Origin of the sequence: Paenibacillus sp. FSL R10-2736 (genome assembly GCF_038000245.1) — a bacterium.
Lineage (GTDB): Bacteria > Bacillota > Bacilli > Paenibacillales > Paenibacillaceae > Paenibacillus_AQ > Paenibacillus_AQ phytohabitans.
Genome location: NZ_JBBOBN010000001.1, coordinates 874,139 through 889,947, shown reverse-complemented (window position 1 = coordinate 889,947; position 15,809 = coordinate 874,139). Strand labels below are relative to the sequence as shown.

Annotated in this window: 9 protein-coding genes; 1 reads left to right on the top strand and 8 read right to left on the bottom strand. The window is 52.9% G+C overall.

What is annotated here, in order from left to right:
* Positions 1–279 precede the first annotated feature (279 nt).
* From NSQ73_RS03925 to NSQ73_RS03895, 7 genes are all read right to left on the bottom strand, one after another.
* A complete protein-coding gene (locus NSQ73_RS03925) occupies positions 280–2,040 on the bottom strand; it encodes a sensor histidine kinase (RefSeq protein WP_042139796.1) in 1,761 nt (586 codons plus the stop codon).
* A 6-nt stretch (positions 2,041–2,046) separates the two neighbouring features.
* Positions 2,047–3,603, bottom strand: a complete 1,557-nt coding sequence (locus NSQ73_RS03920) for a helix-turn-helix domain-containing protein (RefSeq protein ID WP_076247494.1) — start codon at positions 3,601–3,603, stop codon at positions 2,047–2,049.
* Between the two features lie 64 nt (positions 3,604–3,667).
* Entirely contained in the window at positions 3,668–5,494 is a 1,827-nt protein-coding gene (locus tag NSQ73_RS03915; protein ID WP_340985447.1) for an extracellular solute-binding protein, read from the bottom strand.
* A gap of 134 nt (positions 5,495–5,628) precedes the next feature.
* Positions 5,629–10,200 carry a galactose-binding domain-containing protein gene (locus NSQ73_RS03910; RefSeq protein ID WP_340985446.1) on the bottom strand — a complete coding sequence of 1,524 codons (4,572 nt, stop codon included), beginning with the start codon at positions 10,198–10,200 and terminating at the stop codon, positions 5,629–5,631.
* Positions 10,201–10,788: 588 nt separating this feature from the next.
* A complete protein-coding gene (gene uvrC / locus NSQ73_RS03905; RefSeq protein ID WP_336100928.1) occupies positions 10,789–12,780 on the bottom strand; it encodes an excinuclease ABC subunit UvrC in 1,992 nt (663 codons plus the stop codon).
* A 179-nt stretch (positions 12,781–12,959) separates the two neighbouring features.
* Positions 12,960–13,277, bottom strand: a complete 318-nt coding sequence (gene trxA, locus NSQ73_RS03900) for a thioredoxin (RefSeq protein ID WP_039306971.1) — start codon at positions 13,275–13,277, stop codon at positions 12,960–12,962.
* 263 nt (positions 13,278–13,540) lie between these two features.
* On the bottom strand, positions 13,541–14,029 hold the full coding sequence (locus NSQ73_RS03895) for a GNAT family N-acetyltransferase (RefSeq protein ID WP_340985445.1): 489 nt from the start codon (positions 14,027–14,029) through the stop codon (positions 13,541–13,543).
* Between the two features lie 168 nt (positions 14,030–14,197).
* Here NSQ73_RS03895 and NSQ73_RS03890 point away from each other — a divergent pair, with 168 nt between their 5' ends.
* Complete coding sequence (locus tag NSQ73_RS03890) at positions 14,198–14,356, top strand: YqzM family protein (protein WP_144026185.1); 159 nt, start codon at positions 14,198–14,200, stop codon at positions 14,354–14,356.
* A gap of 479 nt (positions 14,357–14,835) precedes the next feature.
* Here NSQ73_RS03890 and dnaI read toward each other — a convergent pair whose 3' ends face one another.
* Positions 14,836–15,792 (bottom strand): primosomal protein DnaI, encoded by a 957-nt coding sequence (dnaI, locus tag NSQ73_RS03885; RefSeq protein ID WP_340985444.1) that lies wholly within the window; start codon positions 15,790–15,792, stop codon positions 14,836–14,838.
* Between the last annotated feature and the right edge of the window lie 17 nt (positions 15,793–15,809).

Below are 15,809 nucleotides of genomic sequence, written 5' to 3'. Positions count from 1 at the left end.
CCTGCCTTTTCGCAGTTTTTAATTGCACAGTATACAACTATTAGTGAATTCCCACTTGGAACTGAATACATCAATTGCTGCATTGTTGGATGAACTCGGCGAGTCCTCCAAATCCAAATCAGTGGTGAGAAACTTGAACTTGCGACGCGGAGCTCGAAGAACAATTGCTGCAGAAGCCCAAAGATAAACCGCTGGGAGCCCGAAATAGGTATCTTAAGTAGAAGAAATTCTACTTACGGGACAGCCCCTTCTGCTCATAATCCGGTAGGCACACCGTTTCTATGACTCGTCCTGCACAGATTGATACGGACGGCAGGGAAACCGGAGCCGGATCAGCGTCCCTTCACCAAGCGAGCTGTGAATGGCTACGCCATACTGCCTGCCGTACTGCAGCTGAATCCGCTGGTCCACATTGCGGATGCCATAGCCGATTCCCTGGCCCGCAGGCTCCAGAATCTGCCCGATCAGCTCTTCCTTCATCCCGAGCCCGTTATCCTCCACCTCGAAGATCATATCCGCTCCTTCCCGGTAAGCCCGGATGATCAGCGAAATCTCATCATCGTACCAGGCATGCTCCAGCGCATTCTCCACAAACGGCTGCAGAATAAACTTCACGCTCTCGCTCTCCAGAACCTCCGGTGCAATATCATAAGTCACCTGGATACGGTCCACATTCTTAATCCGCTGAATATCCAGATAAGACTCGGCAATCTGCAGTTCCTGCTCCACCGGAATGATCATCTCCCCGCGGTGCAGCGTCAGCCGGTAGAACCTGGCCAGCGAACGGATGACCTCATGCAGCTTATCGATCTCCCCCAGCTTGGCCATCCGGCTGATCGAAGAGAAGGTATTATACAGGAAATGCGGATTCATCTGGGAATGCAGCACCTGCAGCTCGGTCTCTTTCTTCTCCAGGTTGACGACATAGACCTCGTCAATTAACCGCTGTATAGTTGAAGCCATGTCGTTAAAAGCACTGCCGATTTCCGCAAACTCATCATTGCCCTGCACCGGCATCCGTTTGTGGAAATCCCCTTCCTTAAAAGACTTCAGGGAAGCGATCAGCTTCTGGAAGCTCCGTGCGAAATACTGGGACATCACCAGACTGATCAGAAAGAGCAGGATCAGAGTGATCAGACAGATGCCGATGGTCACATTACGGACCTGCTGTGAATTCTTCTGCAGTGAAGAATACGGAATCCAGGCTACTACGCTGGCGGGCATATTCGTAACCGGCTGTTTAATTTGCATATAGGAATCCGGCTGCTGAATATAGTCTGAAGCAGCTGAGGGCAGCAAATCCGGTTTAACCTTGTTGCGGGAGCTTATGAAGAGCAGGCGGTTGTCATTATCCACGATGAACAGAATACTGTTCTCGCCCAGCTGTCCCGAGCCGGCATCAGAGAAGATATACTTCATATTCGCCGTCATCTTGATCAGGCCGTTCAGCTGCAGTGTATCGTAATTGATCAAGGGACGCAGGTAGGAGATGCTCGCGTCCGTCCTGTCGTTGCCCACCTGCCGCCATTCATAGGAGCCGTAATGCAGCTTCAGCCCTCTATACCAGTCTTCATTCTCAATACGGTCCATGTGAAATAGGGAATACTTACGGACATCGCCCGCTGCACTCTCGTTGTAATAGAATTCTCCGACATTAGGGTTGCTGACATACACGGACAGCTTAACCTCCGGGTCCGGCAGATTCGCAGCATTCTCCAGCCTCGGAAGAATATACTGCGACATGATGCTATATTTCTCCCAGCCGGAATGATAACCTGTCAAATAACGCGAGAGGGTCTGATCCGTATATAGCTCGTCGGTGCTGCGGACCACATCCTTCAGCCGGTAATCGACGTTGCTGGCAATTTGCCTGACAGCCACCTCCAGATTGCTTCTGGTGTGCTCCTCAGTGGAACGCACGGAGGAGACATAGGCGTAGCTTCCGATGCCGATAACCGGTGTCAGCACCAGCAGCAGATAGGAAATAAGCAGCTTGTAGCCCAAAGGCATGTATAGGGGTTTCGTACGCTTCCTCTGCATGCCGGATCAGCTCTGCTTTCTGTAATCGGCTGCGGTAATATTGAAATATTCACGAAATTGCCTGCTGAAATAAGCGATATTCTTGTAGCCCACCTTATCAGCCACTTCGTAGATTTTGTATTGATGCTGATCAAGCAGAAGAATCGCCTTCTCCATCCGGATCCGCACAAGGTACTCATTGAAGCTCTCGCCTGTGTGCTCCTTGAACAGGACCCCGAGATGGTTCGGTGAATAGGCGAAATGGCTGGCCACCAGCCGTAAGGTAAGATTCTCCGTCAGCCGCTCCTGAATATAGACCTCAATTTGCTCCATCAGCCGGCGGTTCTTATGCTGCTTCTTCATGAACAGGATCTCGGAAATCTGGAACAGCGTATACCGCAGCCAGCGCTTAATATCATCCACCGTCTCCAGATGATGAATGGCGTCCATTTGCTGCAGACTCTCATAGGTTTCGTTCAGCGTCCCCAGATAGGCTTCGAGCCGGGTGACGATATGAATGGAGAAATGATAGACCTTCACCGGATGCTCGAACAGGGCCGCCATCTCGAACAGCTCATCAATGCAGTCGCAAATATCAGCCAGCCTGTAGCCTGCCATAGCCCCGAACATTCCCTCCAGCACAACGCTCAGCTCTTTAATATCCTGGGTCATTCCCGGCTTGTTCATTACGGGGGGAATCACTCTGTTCTTGCCGAGGAACATTTTGCCGTTCATATATGCCTTGGCCTGGGAAAAAGATGAGCTCAGCGCTTCCAGAGCAAACACCTCAGCACCATAACTCACAGTAATAGTGTAAGCAGTGTGCCCGCGAACCTTCAGCACCAGCTGCTGAAGCCACTCCTCCAGCTCCAGGCGCTGCCCGGTATACACGAAACCAAGCTGTGAACGGTTCAGCCGGCACCATTTCCCCGCACTGGCAGATTCAATCTCTGTCCCAATATACTGGAACAGCCTGTCCAGACCGGCATAGACCTCCTCCGGATGCTCCTGTACCCGCCGGAGGACATCATCTGCCTCAATCAGCACTGCGGAGGCGCTGGAGAAGGCCAGATCCAGCGGATACCGGGCCAGGAAGGCCCCCAGTGTCGCACCGTCAATACTGCCCTCCAGCAGGTGCTGCAGCACATCATTTTTGATGAAATCAAAGGACGCGATTACGCCGCCGTCTTCCGGACCTTTGCTCCGCTCAAGATTCAGTTCAGCCGTAGCGGTGCGCAGCACGCCGATGAGCTCCTCATCATCAACCGGTTTCAGAATATAGGCATGCGCCTTCAAATCAAGCGCCTGCTTCGCATAGTGAAATTCCTGGTATCCGCTGATGAACACGATCTTCAGCCCCGGATTCAGCTCCAGCGCCAGGCGGGACAGCTCCATGCCGGAAACCACGGGCATCCTGATGTCCGTGATCAGCAGATCAATCTCATGATTCTCGATATATTGAAGAGCGGCAAGCGGATTGCTCTCGCTGCAGACCACTTCAATGGCAAGCTCACTCCAGGGAATCAGGCAGCGCAGACCCTCCAAGTCATAATTTTCATCGTCCACCAGGACGGCTCTGTACATCGCAATCAGCACTCCTTCATGCGGAAAAGAGGGTACGTATCGTATCCCTCTTCTTTCCAAACGTTTAGAATTGCGGGGAATAGGCCTTGATCTTCTTAAGATTGTTCCGCCATACTCCGGTTTTCCAGGCGAGCAGCCTGTCATATCCCAAACCCGCTGCTTCCCTGTCTGCTTCCTCCATCAGCTGCCTGACCTCTTCCCCGCTTGCCGCAAAAATCATCCGGGGGATTACCTGCGCATACTGGTCTTTCAGTCTTTGCAGAATAATTCCCTCTTCGGAGGCAGGCGCCGGATCGAGATTGGAGAATTCGGTAATGTTCATCGTCGTCCTGAACGTTACATTCGCTTGCCCGAGTGTTGTCCAGTCCCGGGCTTCCGCAGGCAGCAGCTTCTCGCGTCTGGCTTTGGCTGAATCAATATATGAGGTATTACCATACCAGTTGAATTCCCCGATCTTCAGAGCATCATACTGCTTCAAATTACGGCCAATATAGGAATCATTTGGAATTGGAATTCCATCCTCCACTTTATCATAAAACATTCCCTGCGGCCCGAAGAAAATAATACGCTGTCCCTCCGGGCTCGTCGCCCAGTTCATATAGGAGAAAATGGCCTCCGGATCTCTGGCCCCGGTTGTAATCACATTGACATTCCAGCCCAGCGTATTGTATCCGGAAGGGTATACCTTATCCGGGTCCACACCTGCCCGGTGCACCGGCCAGATGATATCGTATCCGTCTTGCGGATCTTTGGCCGAGAGCTGATTATCCGCCTCGCGGCCGATCCCTTCCACGATGGCGTCATACGCGCCGAATACAGCGATCCGGCCGGTTTTGAGCTTCTCCAGCACCTGATCCCGGGTTTCGGTCAATAGATCCGGGGAGGTCAGGCCCTGGCGGACCAGCCGGTTAGCCAGCAGCACCGTGTCCAGAAATGCCGGATCCCGGTACACAGAAGTCAATCGGGAGCCGACGGGCACACCGAAGATTTGTCCTGAACCTGGAGAGATGAAGCTTGGTGTCCGGTTATCCGCCGCACCGCTGTACAGCATGCCGATCATCTGTATATCCGCTCCGTCCCGGGTCTCCCCGAAGTCAATCGGGACGAGTTCAGGATACTTTTGCTGCACCCGCTTCAGATAAGCCTCCAGATCATCCCATGTCTCCAGCTTGGGGGAGCCAAGCGCCCGGTAGATCTTCTTCTCAACCAGGAAACCGGCGTTGCCGCTGCCGTTGCTGCCGTTAATATACCAGTTCGGAATCTGGTACAGCTTGCCGTCTTCACTGCGCAGCATGTTCAATGTATCCTCGCCTATGGTCTGGACAAATTCAGGATATTCCGCCAGATAAGGGTCAAGTGCCACCAGCTTGCCTGCTTTTTGCAGCCGTTCCACATCCTTGCCCCGGTCCATGACCAGCACATCGGGGAGCTGATCCGAGACAATCATCGCGTTCAGCTTCTGGACGGCAGCCCCGCTGGATTGTACCGGAGTAAGCGTAACCTTCAGATTATCAGTGATCCAACGGCTATGCGGCCTGCCCTCCCAGGTCGGCGCCGTATACCAGTCATAGTTCACAAAGACGGTGAACTGGACCGGCTTCACCTTGGCAGCCAATGCTGAAAGGGCGGTGGCCGGATGATCCGCAGGCAACGTATTGCCGGGATCACCGGAACTGCCGGAATTGCTGCGATTAGCGCTATCAGCATTACCAGTCCTGTCAGTGGTATTGGCGTTACTAATGCTACTGGCATCGGCAGTTCGGCTTGAGCTCAGTGCGTTAGGGCCGTCCTCCGAAGTGGCCTCCTGCGTTTGGAGGTCCGTTAGTTGACCGCCGTTTGAGCAGGCAGCAAGACCACCCAGAACCAGCATAACTAACAGCAATTGCAGCAATTTGCCTCCCTTCCCCCCATTGCAGGCAGCCCGGTTCTGCCTTTCCTGCAAGAACCGCAATAACATTGACCTGTGCATAATCCTCACCATTTCTTTACGTTGATGCCTCTATTCTATCGCCAATGCCGCCCTGATTAATAGACCGACATTTCCCATAAAGAATAGCCGTACTGTGTGCCCCGCTCCGTACCGTTCACCTTCACATACCGCGCGCTGACCGGGGTGAAGCTGATATCGTCCAGTTCCCCGTCTCCGGTTGCCGCCGAATAGGCCGTTGTCCAGTTCGTGCCATCTGCCGAAGTCTCAATGGTATAGGATTTGGCATACGCTCCCTCCCAGTTCAGCAGGACTCGGCTGACCGTCTGAGCAGAGCCGAGGTCAACCTGAATCCACTGCGGATCACTGAAGGCCGATTCCCAGCGGGTGCCAGGATCTCCGTCCACTGCTCCTGCAGCGGGCTGTTTCGGATTCTCCGAAGCGGTAACTGCCTTATTCAGGGCAAGGTTCACTGACGGCGGTGTTCCGCCGGTAATCACCTGCTGCACGGAGGCATCATTGTATCCAGCTGCAGTTACCGTAACCGCGTAAGTCTTCGCTGCTGGGAACAGCACGGTGTTCAGCGTAATTTTACCGGCTGTCACGGTATAATCCGCAGCCGCCGCTGTAGTTCCATCCACCTTCACGGCACTGATGGCACCTCTCCAGGCTGCATTATCTGTGAATGTTAGCTCAACCGGCTGGCCGGCTGCATTCTGCGTTGTATCGGCTGCCAGGGCAGGCGGAGCAAGCGGTGTCACGGTGCCGCCGCTGCCGTACACTTCCAGTTCCCATAAAGAATACCCGTATTGTGTGCCGCGCTCCGTCCCGTTTACCTTCACATAACGTGCGCTGACCGGGTTAAAGCTGACATCATCGAGGTTCCCGTCTCCAGTTGTGGTGGAATACGCTGGCGTCCAGTTCGTACCATCTGCCGAAGTCTCGATCGTATACGATTTGGCATATGCTCCCTCCCAGTTCAGCAGGACACGGCTGACCGTCTGATTCGAACCGAGGTCGACCTGAATCCACTGCGGATCACTGAAGGCCGATTCCCAGCGGGTACCCTGATCTCCGTCCACTGCACCCGCAGCCGGCTGTCTCGGATTCTCCGAGGCAGTAACCGCCTTGTTCAAGGCCAAATTCGCAGAGGTTGTTCCGCCAGTGACCACTTGCTGCACTGAAGCATCGTTGTAGCCCGTTGCCGAAACCGTAATCGTGTAGGTCTTCGCCGCAGGGAACAGCGCGGTGTTCAGCGTGATTTTACCGGCTGCCACGGTATAATTCGCTGCCGCCGCTGAGGTTCCGTCCACCTTCACCGCACTGACCGCGCTTCTCCAGGCAGCATTATCCGTGAATGTCAGCTCAATCGGCTGGCCGGCTGCATTCTGCGTTATATCGGCTGTCAGGGCAGGCGGAGTGAGCAGCGTCCCCGAATTCACCTTCGTCGGGTCAACCTTCACCAGCTTCTTGGCTTCAACTACAGCTGAGCCCGTAATTCCTCCCGCGTTGCGGAACGTAACGGTAATTGCCGCATTCGTCGGATTCCAGACCAGTGCACTATATGCCGATCCTTTCTTATACACAGTTGCACTATACCCGTTCGCCGCCCAAATGTCTTTGGTGCGTGATCCAAGAGTTGCCATGTTATGCACGAACCAGTACGTATTGAACAATTCATTCTGCTGCGGCAGTGCCGGATTCCATTTATTCAGTACAGCCTGCGGATCGCTCAGCGCCTGAATCGGCCAGACAATATGGTACCAGTCCGTTTCCGGCCCGCCGTTATCGGCTACGAAGCCGCTGTATAATCCGGCAGCCTTGGCTGTGTCGAACCCGTAGCTGGTTAAATATTCTGCCGTTGGCAGCCAGTGGATACCATAGACATACACCGGATTGCCGTTGAAAAAGGTTCCGAAGAAGTTCGAGCTTCCGTAAATCTGCCCGACAGATTTATGCGTATAGCCCGGCAGCCAGTTATCCTGGTCGTAGTTGAACCAGTATTGCTGCACCGCTCTAAGCTCGGTCGTGAAGCCCATAATGGACGCATCCCGGAACGCTGTGTTGCCGGTCAGTGTACTCCACATATACTGGCCAACCCAGCCGAACAGCGATTCTCCTGCCGCTTCCTGGTTATTGCCGCTGTCATTGTCGGCATAACCGCCGGCCCATGAATGGCCTTCATACGGGTCGAAGTTGCGGAAGTAAGGATACTTCGGATCCGTCTTCGACGGATTGGCGTAATCGCGGATCAGCTCATCCACCATACCGCTGTATTTATTCCTGAAGTCGGTATCATAGGTGGCCAGCACGGCGGAGGCAAATACATAATAGCCATACGTAAAGTGATGGTCCGTGATGCCGGAGTTCGCGCCGAACTCACTGTTCTTATAGATCAGGGTTCCCCAGTCGGAGTTGTAGTCGAAATAGTAGTTAGCTTCTCCCGAAGTGTACGTGTACCAGTCTGTCAGCACCGTCTTCATCCGGGAAAGGAACAGATTCTTGTAGCTCTCGCTGCCGATTTGATCGGCGATCAGCACGCCCATTGCCAGCGGATGCAGCTTCTTGCCCTGCCAGTAAGCATCGGCCTGCATCAGATTGGCGGCGGTGTCCGTATCCAGCAGCGCCAGATAATTGAGCAGATCCTGGCGGGAATAGGTGGAATCGCCCGGCTCGGTGAACTGCGGCACAATGCCGTAGAATTTATCGGCAGTGGCAAAAGAATTGCCCTCTGTAACCTTCATCGTTCCGCGGATCGACGGGAAGGAGACAGCGGTCAGCGGAGTTGTGGTAACCTTCCACTGGTGGGGGAGCTGCGCCATCAGCGTTGTATTCGGAAAGCCTGAACGCTTGAGTTCTGTAGTCGCATTGAAGGTGGTAGTGACATCCGATGTGGTCTCGTTGAAGGTATAAGCTACCTTCGTATCCGTCACAAATGCATATCCGTGCTGGTAGAAGTAATTCAGATTTGCGGGTGCCGGAAGAGCCGACAAGCTCAGGTAGTTCTGGCCTCCGCCCAGCTGGATTTTGAGCTTGGCGCCGACTTTCTTGAAGGTTGTGCCGGCCGGTGCATACAGCCCATAGTTTCTGGTCACCATTACGGGCGTTGGCGCGCCATTGGAATTCGTGACCGCAATGCCGATATGGTCTGCAGTAACCGTGGCGCCGTCAGCCGCCAGAATCGTATTATTGCTGTCATCGAAGAAGCGGGCCGTTGCCGGCAGGTAGACTTCAGGACTGGCAGGATCGCTGAATTGTGAATAGAGATAAGGCGAGCCTTTGACGAAGGTCGTCTTCATCTTCTCAGCAGTACCATCGCTTAACACGGCAGTTGCTGACCAGTCGCCGTAAGCGGTTATCCGGTTCGACATCCCTGAAGTATTAATGTTGCTGGCCATCAGGAACAGATCCGGGCTGCCTGCGGCTTCCTGCGCCTTGCCGTCGGCACTTAAGTAGCCTGCGCCCGGGTTCAGAACGCTTAGTCCCTGCTTGGTATATTTCGATTTGAGCGGAAGGGTAATGATGCCGTTTCCGAGCTGATTGATCATGATCGACTGCCACCAGTCATTGGAAGGCAGCGGCGCAGTCAGTGCATCCGATTTATACAGCGGATATTTGGGCTGGGGAACCGAGAGGTCATTCGCAGCATAGCTGCCTTGACCTACGGCCACTGTTGTCAGCGCCGGCAGTGCGGGAATGTTATAGACCGGCTTGGCATCACCTGTCACATAATCATACGCCTGAAATTCAAAGATCGAGTAACCGAAGGAGGTCGCTCTGCTGATACCGTTCATCCGCAGATAGCGGCCGGTGGCGTAGATTGGAAGATTAAGTGTGCCTCCGTCGCCGTGAAGCTCCCGGTAGATTGTAGTCCATGAACTGCCGTTATTCGAAACCTGAATATCATAGGTCCTTCCGGCGGCAGCCTCCCAATTAATGATGACCCGGCCCAATGTCCGTACGCTGCCAAGGTCCACGCTAAGCCATTCATTATCGGTAGCGTTGGAGGACCAGCGTGTGGTCAAGCTGCCGTCAAACGCCAGTGCCGGCAATGTGGAGCCAGCCGGGAGATAGTCAGCCACCTGATAAGACGATGCCGTCGCCGGCTTGTTCAAGGCCACATTCGGCCCCAGCACTACCGGAGGAGGATTAACGCCGCCCGTGCCGTATACCTCGAACTCAAAGAGGGAAATGCCGTATTGCGTCAGACTCCGCACGGTTGCCAATACCCGCACATAACGGCCGGTGCCGCTGAGCGTGAGATCATCCACGCCGCCATCTCCCGTAGTTGTGGAATAGACATCACTCCAGTTCAATTCGTCCGCGGATACCTGGATTTTGTAGGACTTGGCGTACGCCCCTTCCCAGCGCAGGACAACGCGGTCTACTGCGGCAGATGCCCCGAGATCAACATAAATCCAGTTCGGGTCGGTTCCCCACGCGCTGCTCCATCGGGAACCCGTATTGCCGTCAACGGCCAGATCCGGGGTGTTATTGCCCTCCGTGCCCGACGCATAAGCAGGGCGGTCCTGGGAGAGCAGATAAGAGCCAGCGGCATGCGCCCGGCCGGGCGGAAAGACCAATGCGACACTTAGCAGCATGATTATGCTCAGAAAAAAAGCGGTGCCGTTTATACCTTTCTTGCGTTTTAACCTTTTGGAATATGTCATTACCCTTAATCCTCCTCATGTCTATTGGTATGCAGCCATCCAGCCCATAACAAAATCTTTCCTGGTGTGATCATCAGCCTCCTTTACCTTGGTTTAAGCAGTCTACATCCCACGTATAGAAGCGCTTTCATAGATTCAAGATAAGCGTACCTTTTACCGAAACCGGTTGCAATTATACAAATCAACGATTTTATGCAGAAAGTAAGGATTAACTTATTTTCGCAGCAAAAGACCGGTCCTTCATCATCTAACGGATAAAAATTAAGGCCACTTCTGGGGCAGCCTCCGGCGAAATTAAGGGAACCAATGCTCCTCGTTTCTTTCGGGTCGGGGTAGCACATTGTATTCGGTTTTTCGCATGGCTCGTTTGCCTTCACGGAAGCACATTGTATTCGATTTTTCGCATACATTTGATCCGGTTGCCCTCACGGAAGCACATTGTATTCGGTTTTTCGCATACATTTGATCCTTCATTGGCCCGTCTTCCGGGGGTTCAGCGGGATTCCTGACGAATAGCATAATTTCCTATGTCACCAAAAAACCGGCCCCCATGGGGCCGGCCTCTGTTTCGTTACCGTTTGAGCCTATTTATAATGACGGTTCCTCATCCTTGAGCGCATCCAGAATCTGCCGGGCCAGCTTCTCGCCAATAGACAGAACACGGAAATCTTCCACGGAAGCTTCCTTGATCTTCTTCAGCGAGCCGAAATGCTTCAGCAGCGACTTCCGCCGCTTCTCCCCGATTCCCGGAACCGAATCCAGCTTCGAGGTGACCATCGATTTGCCGCGCTGTTCGCGGTGGAACGTAATTGCGAACCGGTGAACCTCATCCTGAATCCGCTGCAGGAGATAGAACTCCTGGCTGTCCCGGGCCAGCGACACCGGTTCGGCGGAATCCCCGACCAGCAGCTGCGCCGTTCTGTGCTTATCATCCTTGACGATACCGCAGACCGGAATGAACAGACCCAGCTCATTCTGCAGAATATCGATCGCCGAGGAGATCTGCCCTTTGCCTCCGTCGACCACGATCAGGTCAGGCTGCGGCAGATTCTCCTTGAGCACCCGTTCATACCGCCGGCGGATGACCTCACGCATCGTCTCATAATCATCCGGCCCCTGCACAGTGCGGACCTTATATTTACGGTACTCTTTGCGGGCCGGCTTGCCGTCAATGAACACAACCATCGCCGAGACCGGATTCGTTCCCTGAATATTCGAGTTATCGAATGCTTCAATCCGGTTAAGCGATTCAAGTCCCAGACTCTGCCCCAGACTGCTCGCCGCACCGGAGGTGCGCTCCTCATCCCGCTCAATGAGGCGGAACTTCTCATCCAGCGCCACCCGGCTGTTCTGGCAGGCCATGCCGACCATCTGCTTCTTGAGCCCGCGCTGCGGCACAAGTACCTTGATGCCCAGCCATTCCTGCAGGGCTGCCGCTCCTCCGGCCGCGTCCACGGTTCCTTCAGCAGCCGCTTCCTGTTCCGCCTGCTCCTGCGGCGGCGCTGCAACCTCCGCCCTATCTTCCGCCTCCAGCGCCGCCTGCATTTCCCGGCTGCCCAGCATGCCTGCAGCAGTCTGCAAGCCCGTTACCGCAGCACCTGTACCGGTCTCTGGCGTTAGCGCTTTAACGGCTCCGTCACTCAGCATATCCGGCAGCAGGATTTCCTGCGGCAATGCCGGGTTATCGCTGTAATACTGCGTCACATAGGACATGAAATCACTGTACGCTTCCCCGTAGAACGGAAAAGCCGACGAGTGGCGCTGAATCATTTTACCCTGCCGCATATACAAAATTTGCACACACATCCAGCCCTTATCGACTGCATAGCCGAAGACGTCCCGGTCCTTGGTATCAACCGTGTTGATCTTCTGCTTCTCCATCAGGGCATCGATGTGAATAATCTGGTCCCGCAGCTCCTTGGCACGCTCGAAATACAGCTCTTCTGCGGCTTCCTGCATTTTCTTCTGCAGATCCTTCTTCACCGCATCATGCCCCCCGTTCAGGAAGGACGAGATACTCTGCGTAATCTCCTCGTAAGCAGACTTCGGCACTTCCTTCTCGCAGGGGGCCAGACACTGGCCCATGTGATAATACAGGCAGACCTCCTTCGGCATCACCCCGCACTTGCGCAGCGGATACATCCGGTCCAGCAGCTTCTTGGTCTGCTGGGCCGCATAGCTATTCGGATACGGGCCGAAATATTTAGCTTTATCTTTCAGCACCCGCCGCGTGACCTCAAGACGCGGATGCGTTTCATTCGTTATTTTTAAATACGGAAAAGTCTTATCATCCTTCAGCAGCACGTTGTAACGCGGCATATGCTTCTTGATCAGATTGCACTCCAGAATGAGTGCTTCCATATTGCTCGATGTGACGATATATTCGAAATCAACAATATTGGCGACAAGCCGCTGCGTCTTGCCGTTGTGGCTGCCGGTGAAATAAGAGCGCACGCGGTTCTTCAGCACTTTGGCCTTGCCCACATAAATAATAGTACCCTCATCATTCTTCATCAGATAGCAGCCGGGCAGATCAGGCAGCAGCGCCAGTTTGTTGCGGATATTATCCATATAATCCATGAGTTCTCCCCCACCTGTTACTACACTGTTATAAGGTAAGTTTAGAATAGAATGTACTACAGATTCAAGCCTTATTATAGAACACCCGTTTCTATTTGACACACAAAGCGCCTTCGGATGACCGAAGGCGCTTTGTGTGAAGGGGCCGCGAGGCCCCCGGATACAGCGGAATTAATCTTTTATTGATGTTTAGCTACGATATTCTTAAGGGAATCCTTGGAGTTCAGTCCTACGACTTTGTCCACGGGTTGGCCGTCTTTGAAGAAGATCAGAGTAGGAATACTCATCACTCCAAAACGGGAAGCCGTCTCAGGATTCTCATCTACATTCAATTTAGCAATTTTTACGCCGTCTCCCAGCTCGGTGGACAATTCCTCCAGAATAGGGGCAAGCATTTTGCAAGGGCCGCACCAAGGTGCCCAGAAGTCTACTACTACAGTACCTTGACCTTCCACTTCATTAACGAAGGATTGGTCAGACACGTTCACGATAGCCATGATATTGTTCCTCCTCAAAGTTTTGTGAGCATCCGCTTCCTGAAACAGTATTGTTCAAAATACTTGGAAGCCTAAGCTTAGCTGTACGAAATAAGATCCGCTTCTATAGCCTGAGCCAAGATGGCGAAAATTACTCCGAGAATATAGCGGGATAAAATGCTTCATGTAATATGATAACCAGATTACCATTTAGCGACACATCCACAGTATAACATAAATACAATGCATTTGTTATATGTTTTATAAAATTATATTGTATAAAATCAAATTAGCCTAAGGTTTAACTTCATCGTCCGGGAGGTTCCGGATATCCCGAAATATTCGAATCCAAGCTTGTCATATAAGCGGACGGCCGCCTGATTCTCCGGATCTACACTAAGAGAAACCGATGGGTATCCATCGGATACGGCTTGCTGGATGATAGCCTCCATAAGTCTGATTCCCAAGCCCTGCTTTCTATAGCCGGGCCGTATAGCGACACCTAATTCCGGGGTTTCAGCATCCACGAATCCATAGCCTTGGTTCGTCTCATCAAACAGTCTGTACCAGGCAGCACCTGCGGGCTGATTGTCAAGCAGAGCGATTAGCGCCCTATCACCTTCTTTCCCCCACTTCTCGTTGTACTTCACGATATCCGGTGAACTCAGCAGTTCACTCCTGGAGGGCTTCCCTTGTACTATATTGATTGACTCATAATGCATATCCATTAGAAAATGGTATTCCTGCGGTTCCATAGGTCTAATACTTATCATCGAATCACCTCTCTGCATCTCATACAAGACTAGGCGCCGATCTTATCTTTACAACTTCCCGGCAAGTTCGTATACTTGAAGAAAGCGCATTAATTGTCAATGACTTCTCTCACATGTATAACTGTAACTTACTTTGCACAGTCATGCAACAGCAAGGAGGAAGAAACGATGGATGTCAACGCGCAAGTCCGTGACCCGCGGGAGCATGTCAACGAAGAGCCCCGTAATGACCTTGGCGACCTAATGGCCGGTTTTTTTGGAATGACAGGATTTATGACCGTAGTTTTCTTCGGGATGGTTATCATCAAGTTTATTATGTCCGAATAAAGCTGCAGGCAGCAGAGCGACAGCTAAGTTTACGCAAAAGCTAGATGCATACGGAGAACTCATACCAAACAGCGGCGGGGCCAGGGACTTCAATGTCCGGGTCCCGCCGCTGTTTGTGTGCGGGCAGAGCAGCTCTTATTTCTGCTGAAAATCCTTTTTCGGCGAGCGGCACTGATTTGAATGATTGAGTAACGCAAAATCCTGCACCAAATACAACATTCCCTTCGCTTAAGCGACCCAAATCGAGAATTATTGTATGAAAAGCAGCACTTCACCCCCACCGAGCAGTTAAGCACGACAATTGCTGTATTTTGTACAACATTCCTCACAAACACCCCGTTTCTTATGCTCCCAAGTTGCATTCCTTACAACATTCAGGCCTCTTAAGCAACAAAAGACGGACCACTCATAACCTCCGCAGCCAGTAAGCGGCGGGATTATAAATGATCCGTCCAGTAATATATATCATGCAGCGGAATTTATCTTACCGTACCCCGCTGATTGTCCCCATGGAGTGGAATGACATCCACAAACGGGGCGATCCGGTCCATCAGCCGCTGGCCTTTGTAGACCTCTTCGCCATCCTTGCTGGTCATGCTCAGATGCTTCTCCAGCCCGTCCAGCGGATAGTTCGAGGTGTAGAAGGTCGGCTTGCGGTTCATCCGGTAATTCAGGATCGCACCCAGCACATGGTCACGGGCCCAGGGATTCAGGTTCTCGGCACCGATATCGTCAAAAATGAGCAGATCGCAGTTTTTCATCGTATCTACCATTTCCTTAAGCTTCTGGTTGTCCATCATAATTAGCTTCAATTCCTCGATGAAGTCCGGCATGTATACAATCACGCCGCTGTAACCGGCAATTGCAAGCTCGTGAAGCAGATAGCACATCAGGAAGGTCTTGCCTGTCCCGAAGCTGCCCTGCAGATAGATCCCGCGCGAAGTCAGGCCCTCGGCCCGCACAGTCGCAATGTAATCAAATATCCGGTTCACGGCACTGGCCCGCCGGGGGTCCTTGCCCATAATGTCCATCTCATCATATCCGCCGTTCAGCACCCGCTCATCCACATAGAAGCTGCGGATCCGCTTGCGGATGTTATCCTGGTTATCCTGTGCGATCTTCAGCTTGCAGGGTGTCTTGCGCTCATACAGATCCGGTATCCCGTTAACAGTCTCCACTGTAAGCTTGCTGTAGTGTCCCTGGAAATCATTCGGACAGTTCTCCAGGCCCGGACAGTTCTTGCAGTGGCGGTCCTCCTCGACATACTGGTAGAGCCGGCTTAAGTGCAGCCGCAGCCGTGACTCATCCAGCTCGGGATGATCAGCCTGAAGCTGCTTGACCAGGGGATTATTAAACAGTCCCTGCTCCAGATCACGGGAGCGCTGGCGCAGAGTGGAATTGTTCATCGAACGCAGCACTTCGCCCATAGACTCCATCGCCGCACCTCGCTTTC

Excerpts from the sequence above, each read along its gene's own strand:
- NSQ73_RS03895 (WP_340985445.1), bottom strand. The coding sequence starts at position 14,029 with ATGATAAGTATTAGACCTATGGAACCGCAGGAATACCATTTTCTAATG.
- NSQ73_RS03910 (WP_340985446.1), bottom strand. The coding sequence starts at position 10,200 with ATGACATATTCCAAAAGGTTAAAACGCAAGAAAGGTATAAACGGCACC.
- uvrC (WP_336100928.1), bottom strand. The coding sequence starts at position 12,780 with ATGGATTATATGGATAATATCCGCAACAAACTGGCGCTGCTGCCTGAT.
- NSQ73_RS03920 (WP_076247494.1), bottom strand. The coding sequence starts at position 3,603 with ATGTACAGAGCCGTCCTGGTGGACGATGAAAATTATGACTTGGAGGGT.
- trxA (WP_039306971.1), bottom strand. The coding sequence starts at position 13,277 with ATGGCTATCGTGAACGTGTCTGACCAATCCTTCGTTAATGAAGTGGAA.
- NSQ73_RS03925 (WP_042139796.1), bottom strand. The coding sequence starts at position 2,040 with ATGCAGAGGAAGCGTACGAAACCCCTATACATGCCTTTGGGCTACAAG.
- dnaI (WP_340985444.1), bottom strand. The coding sequence starts at position 15,792 with ATGGAGTCTATGGGCGAAGTGCTGCGTTCGATGAACAATTCCACTCTG.
- NSQ73_RS03890 (WP_144026185.1), top strand. The coding sequence starts at position 14,198 with ATGGATGTCAACGCGCAAGTCCGTGACCCGCGGGAGCATGTCAACGAA.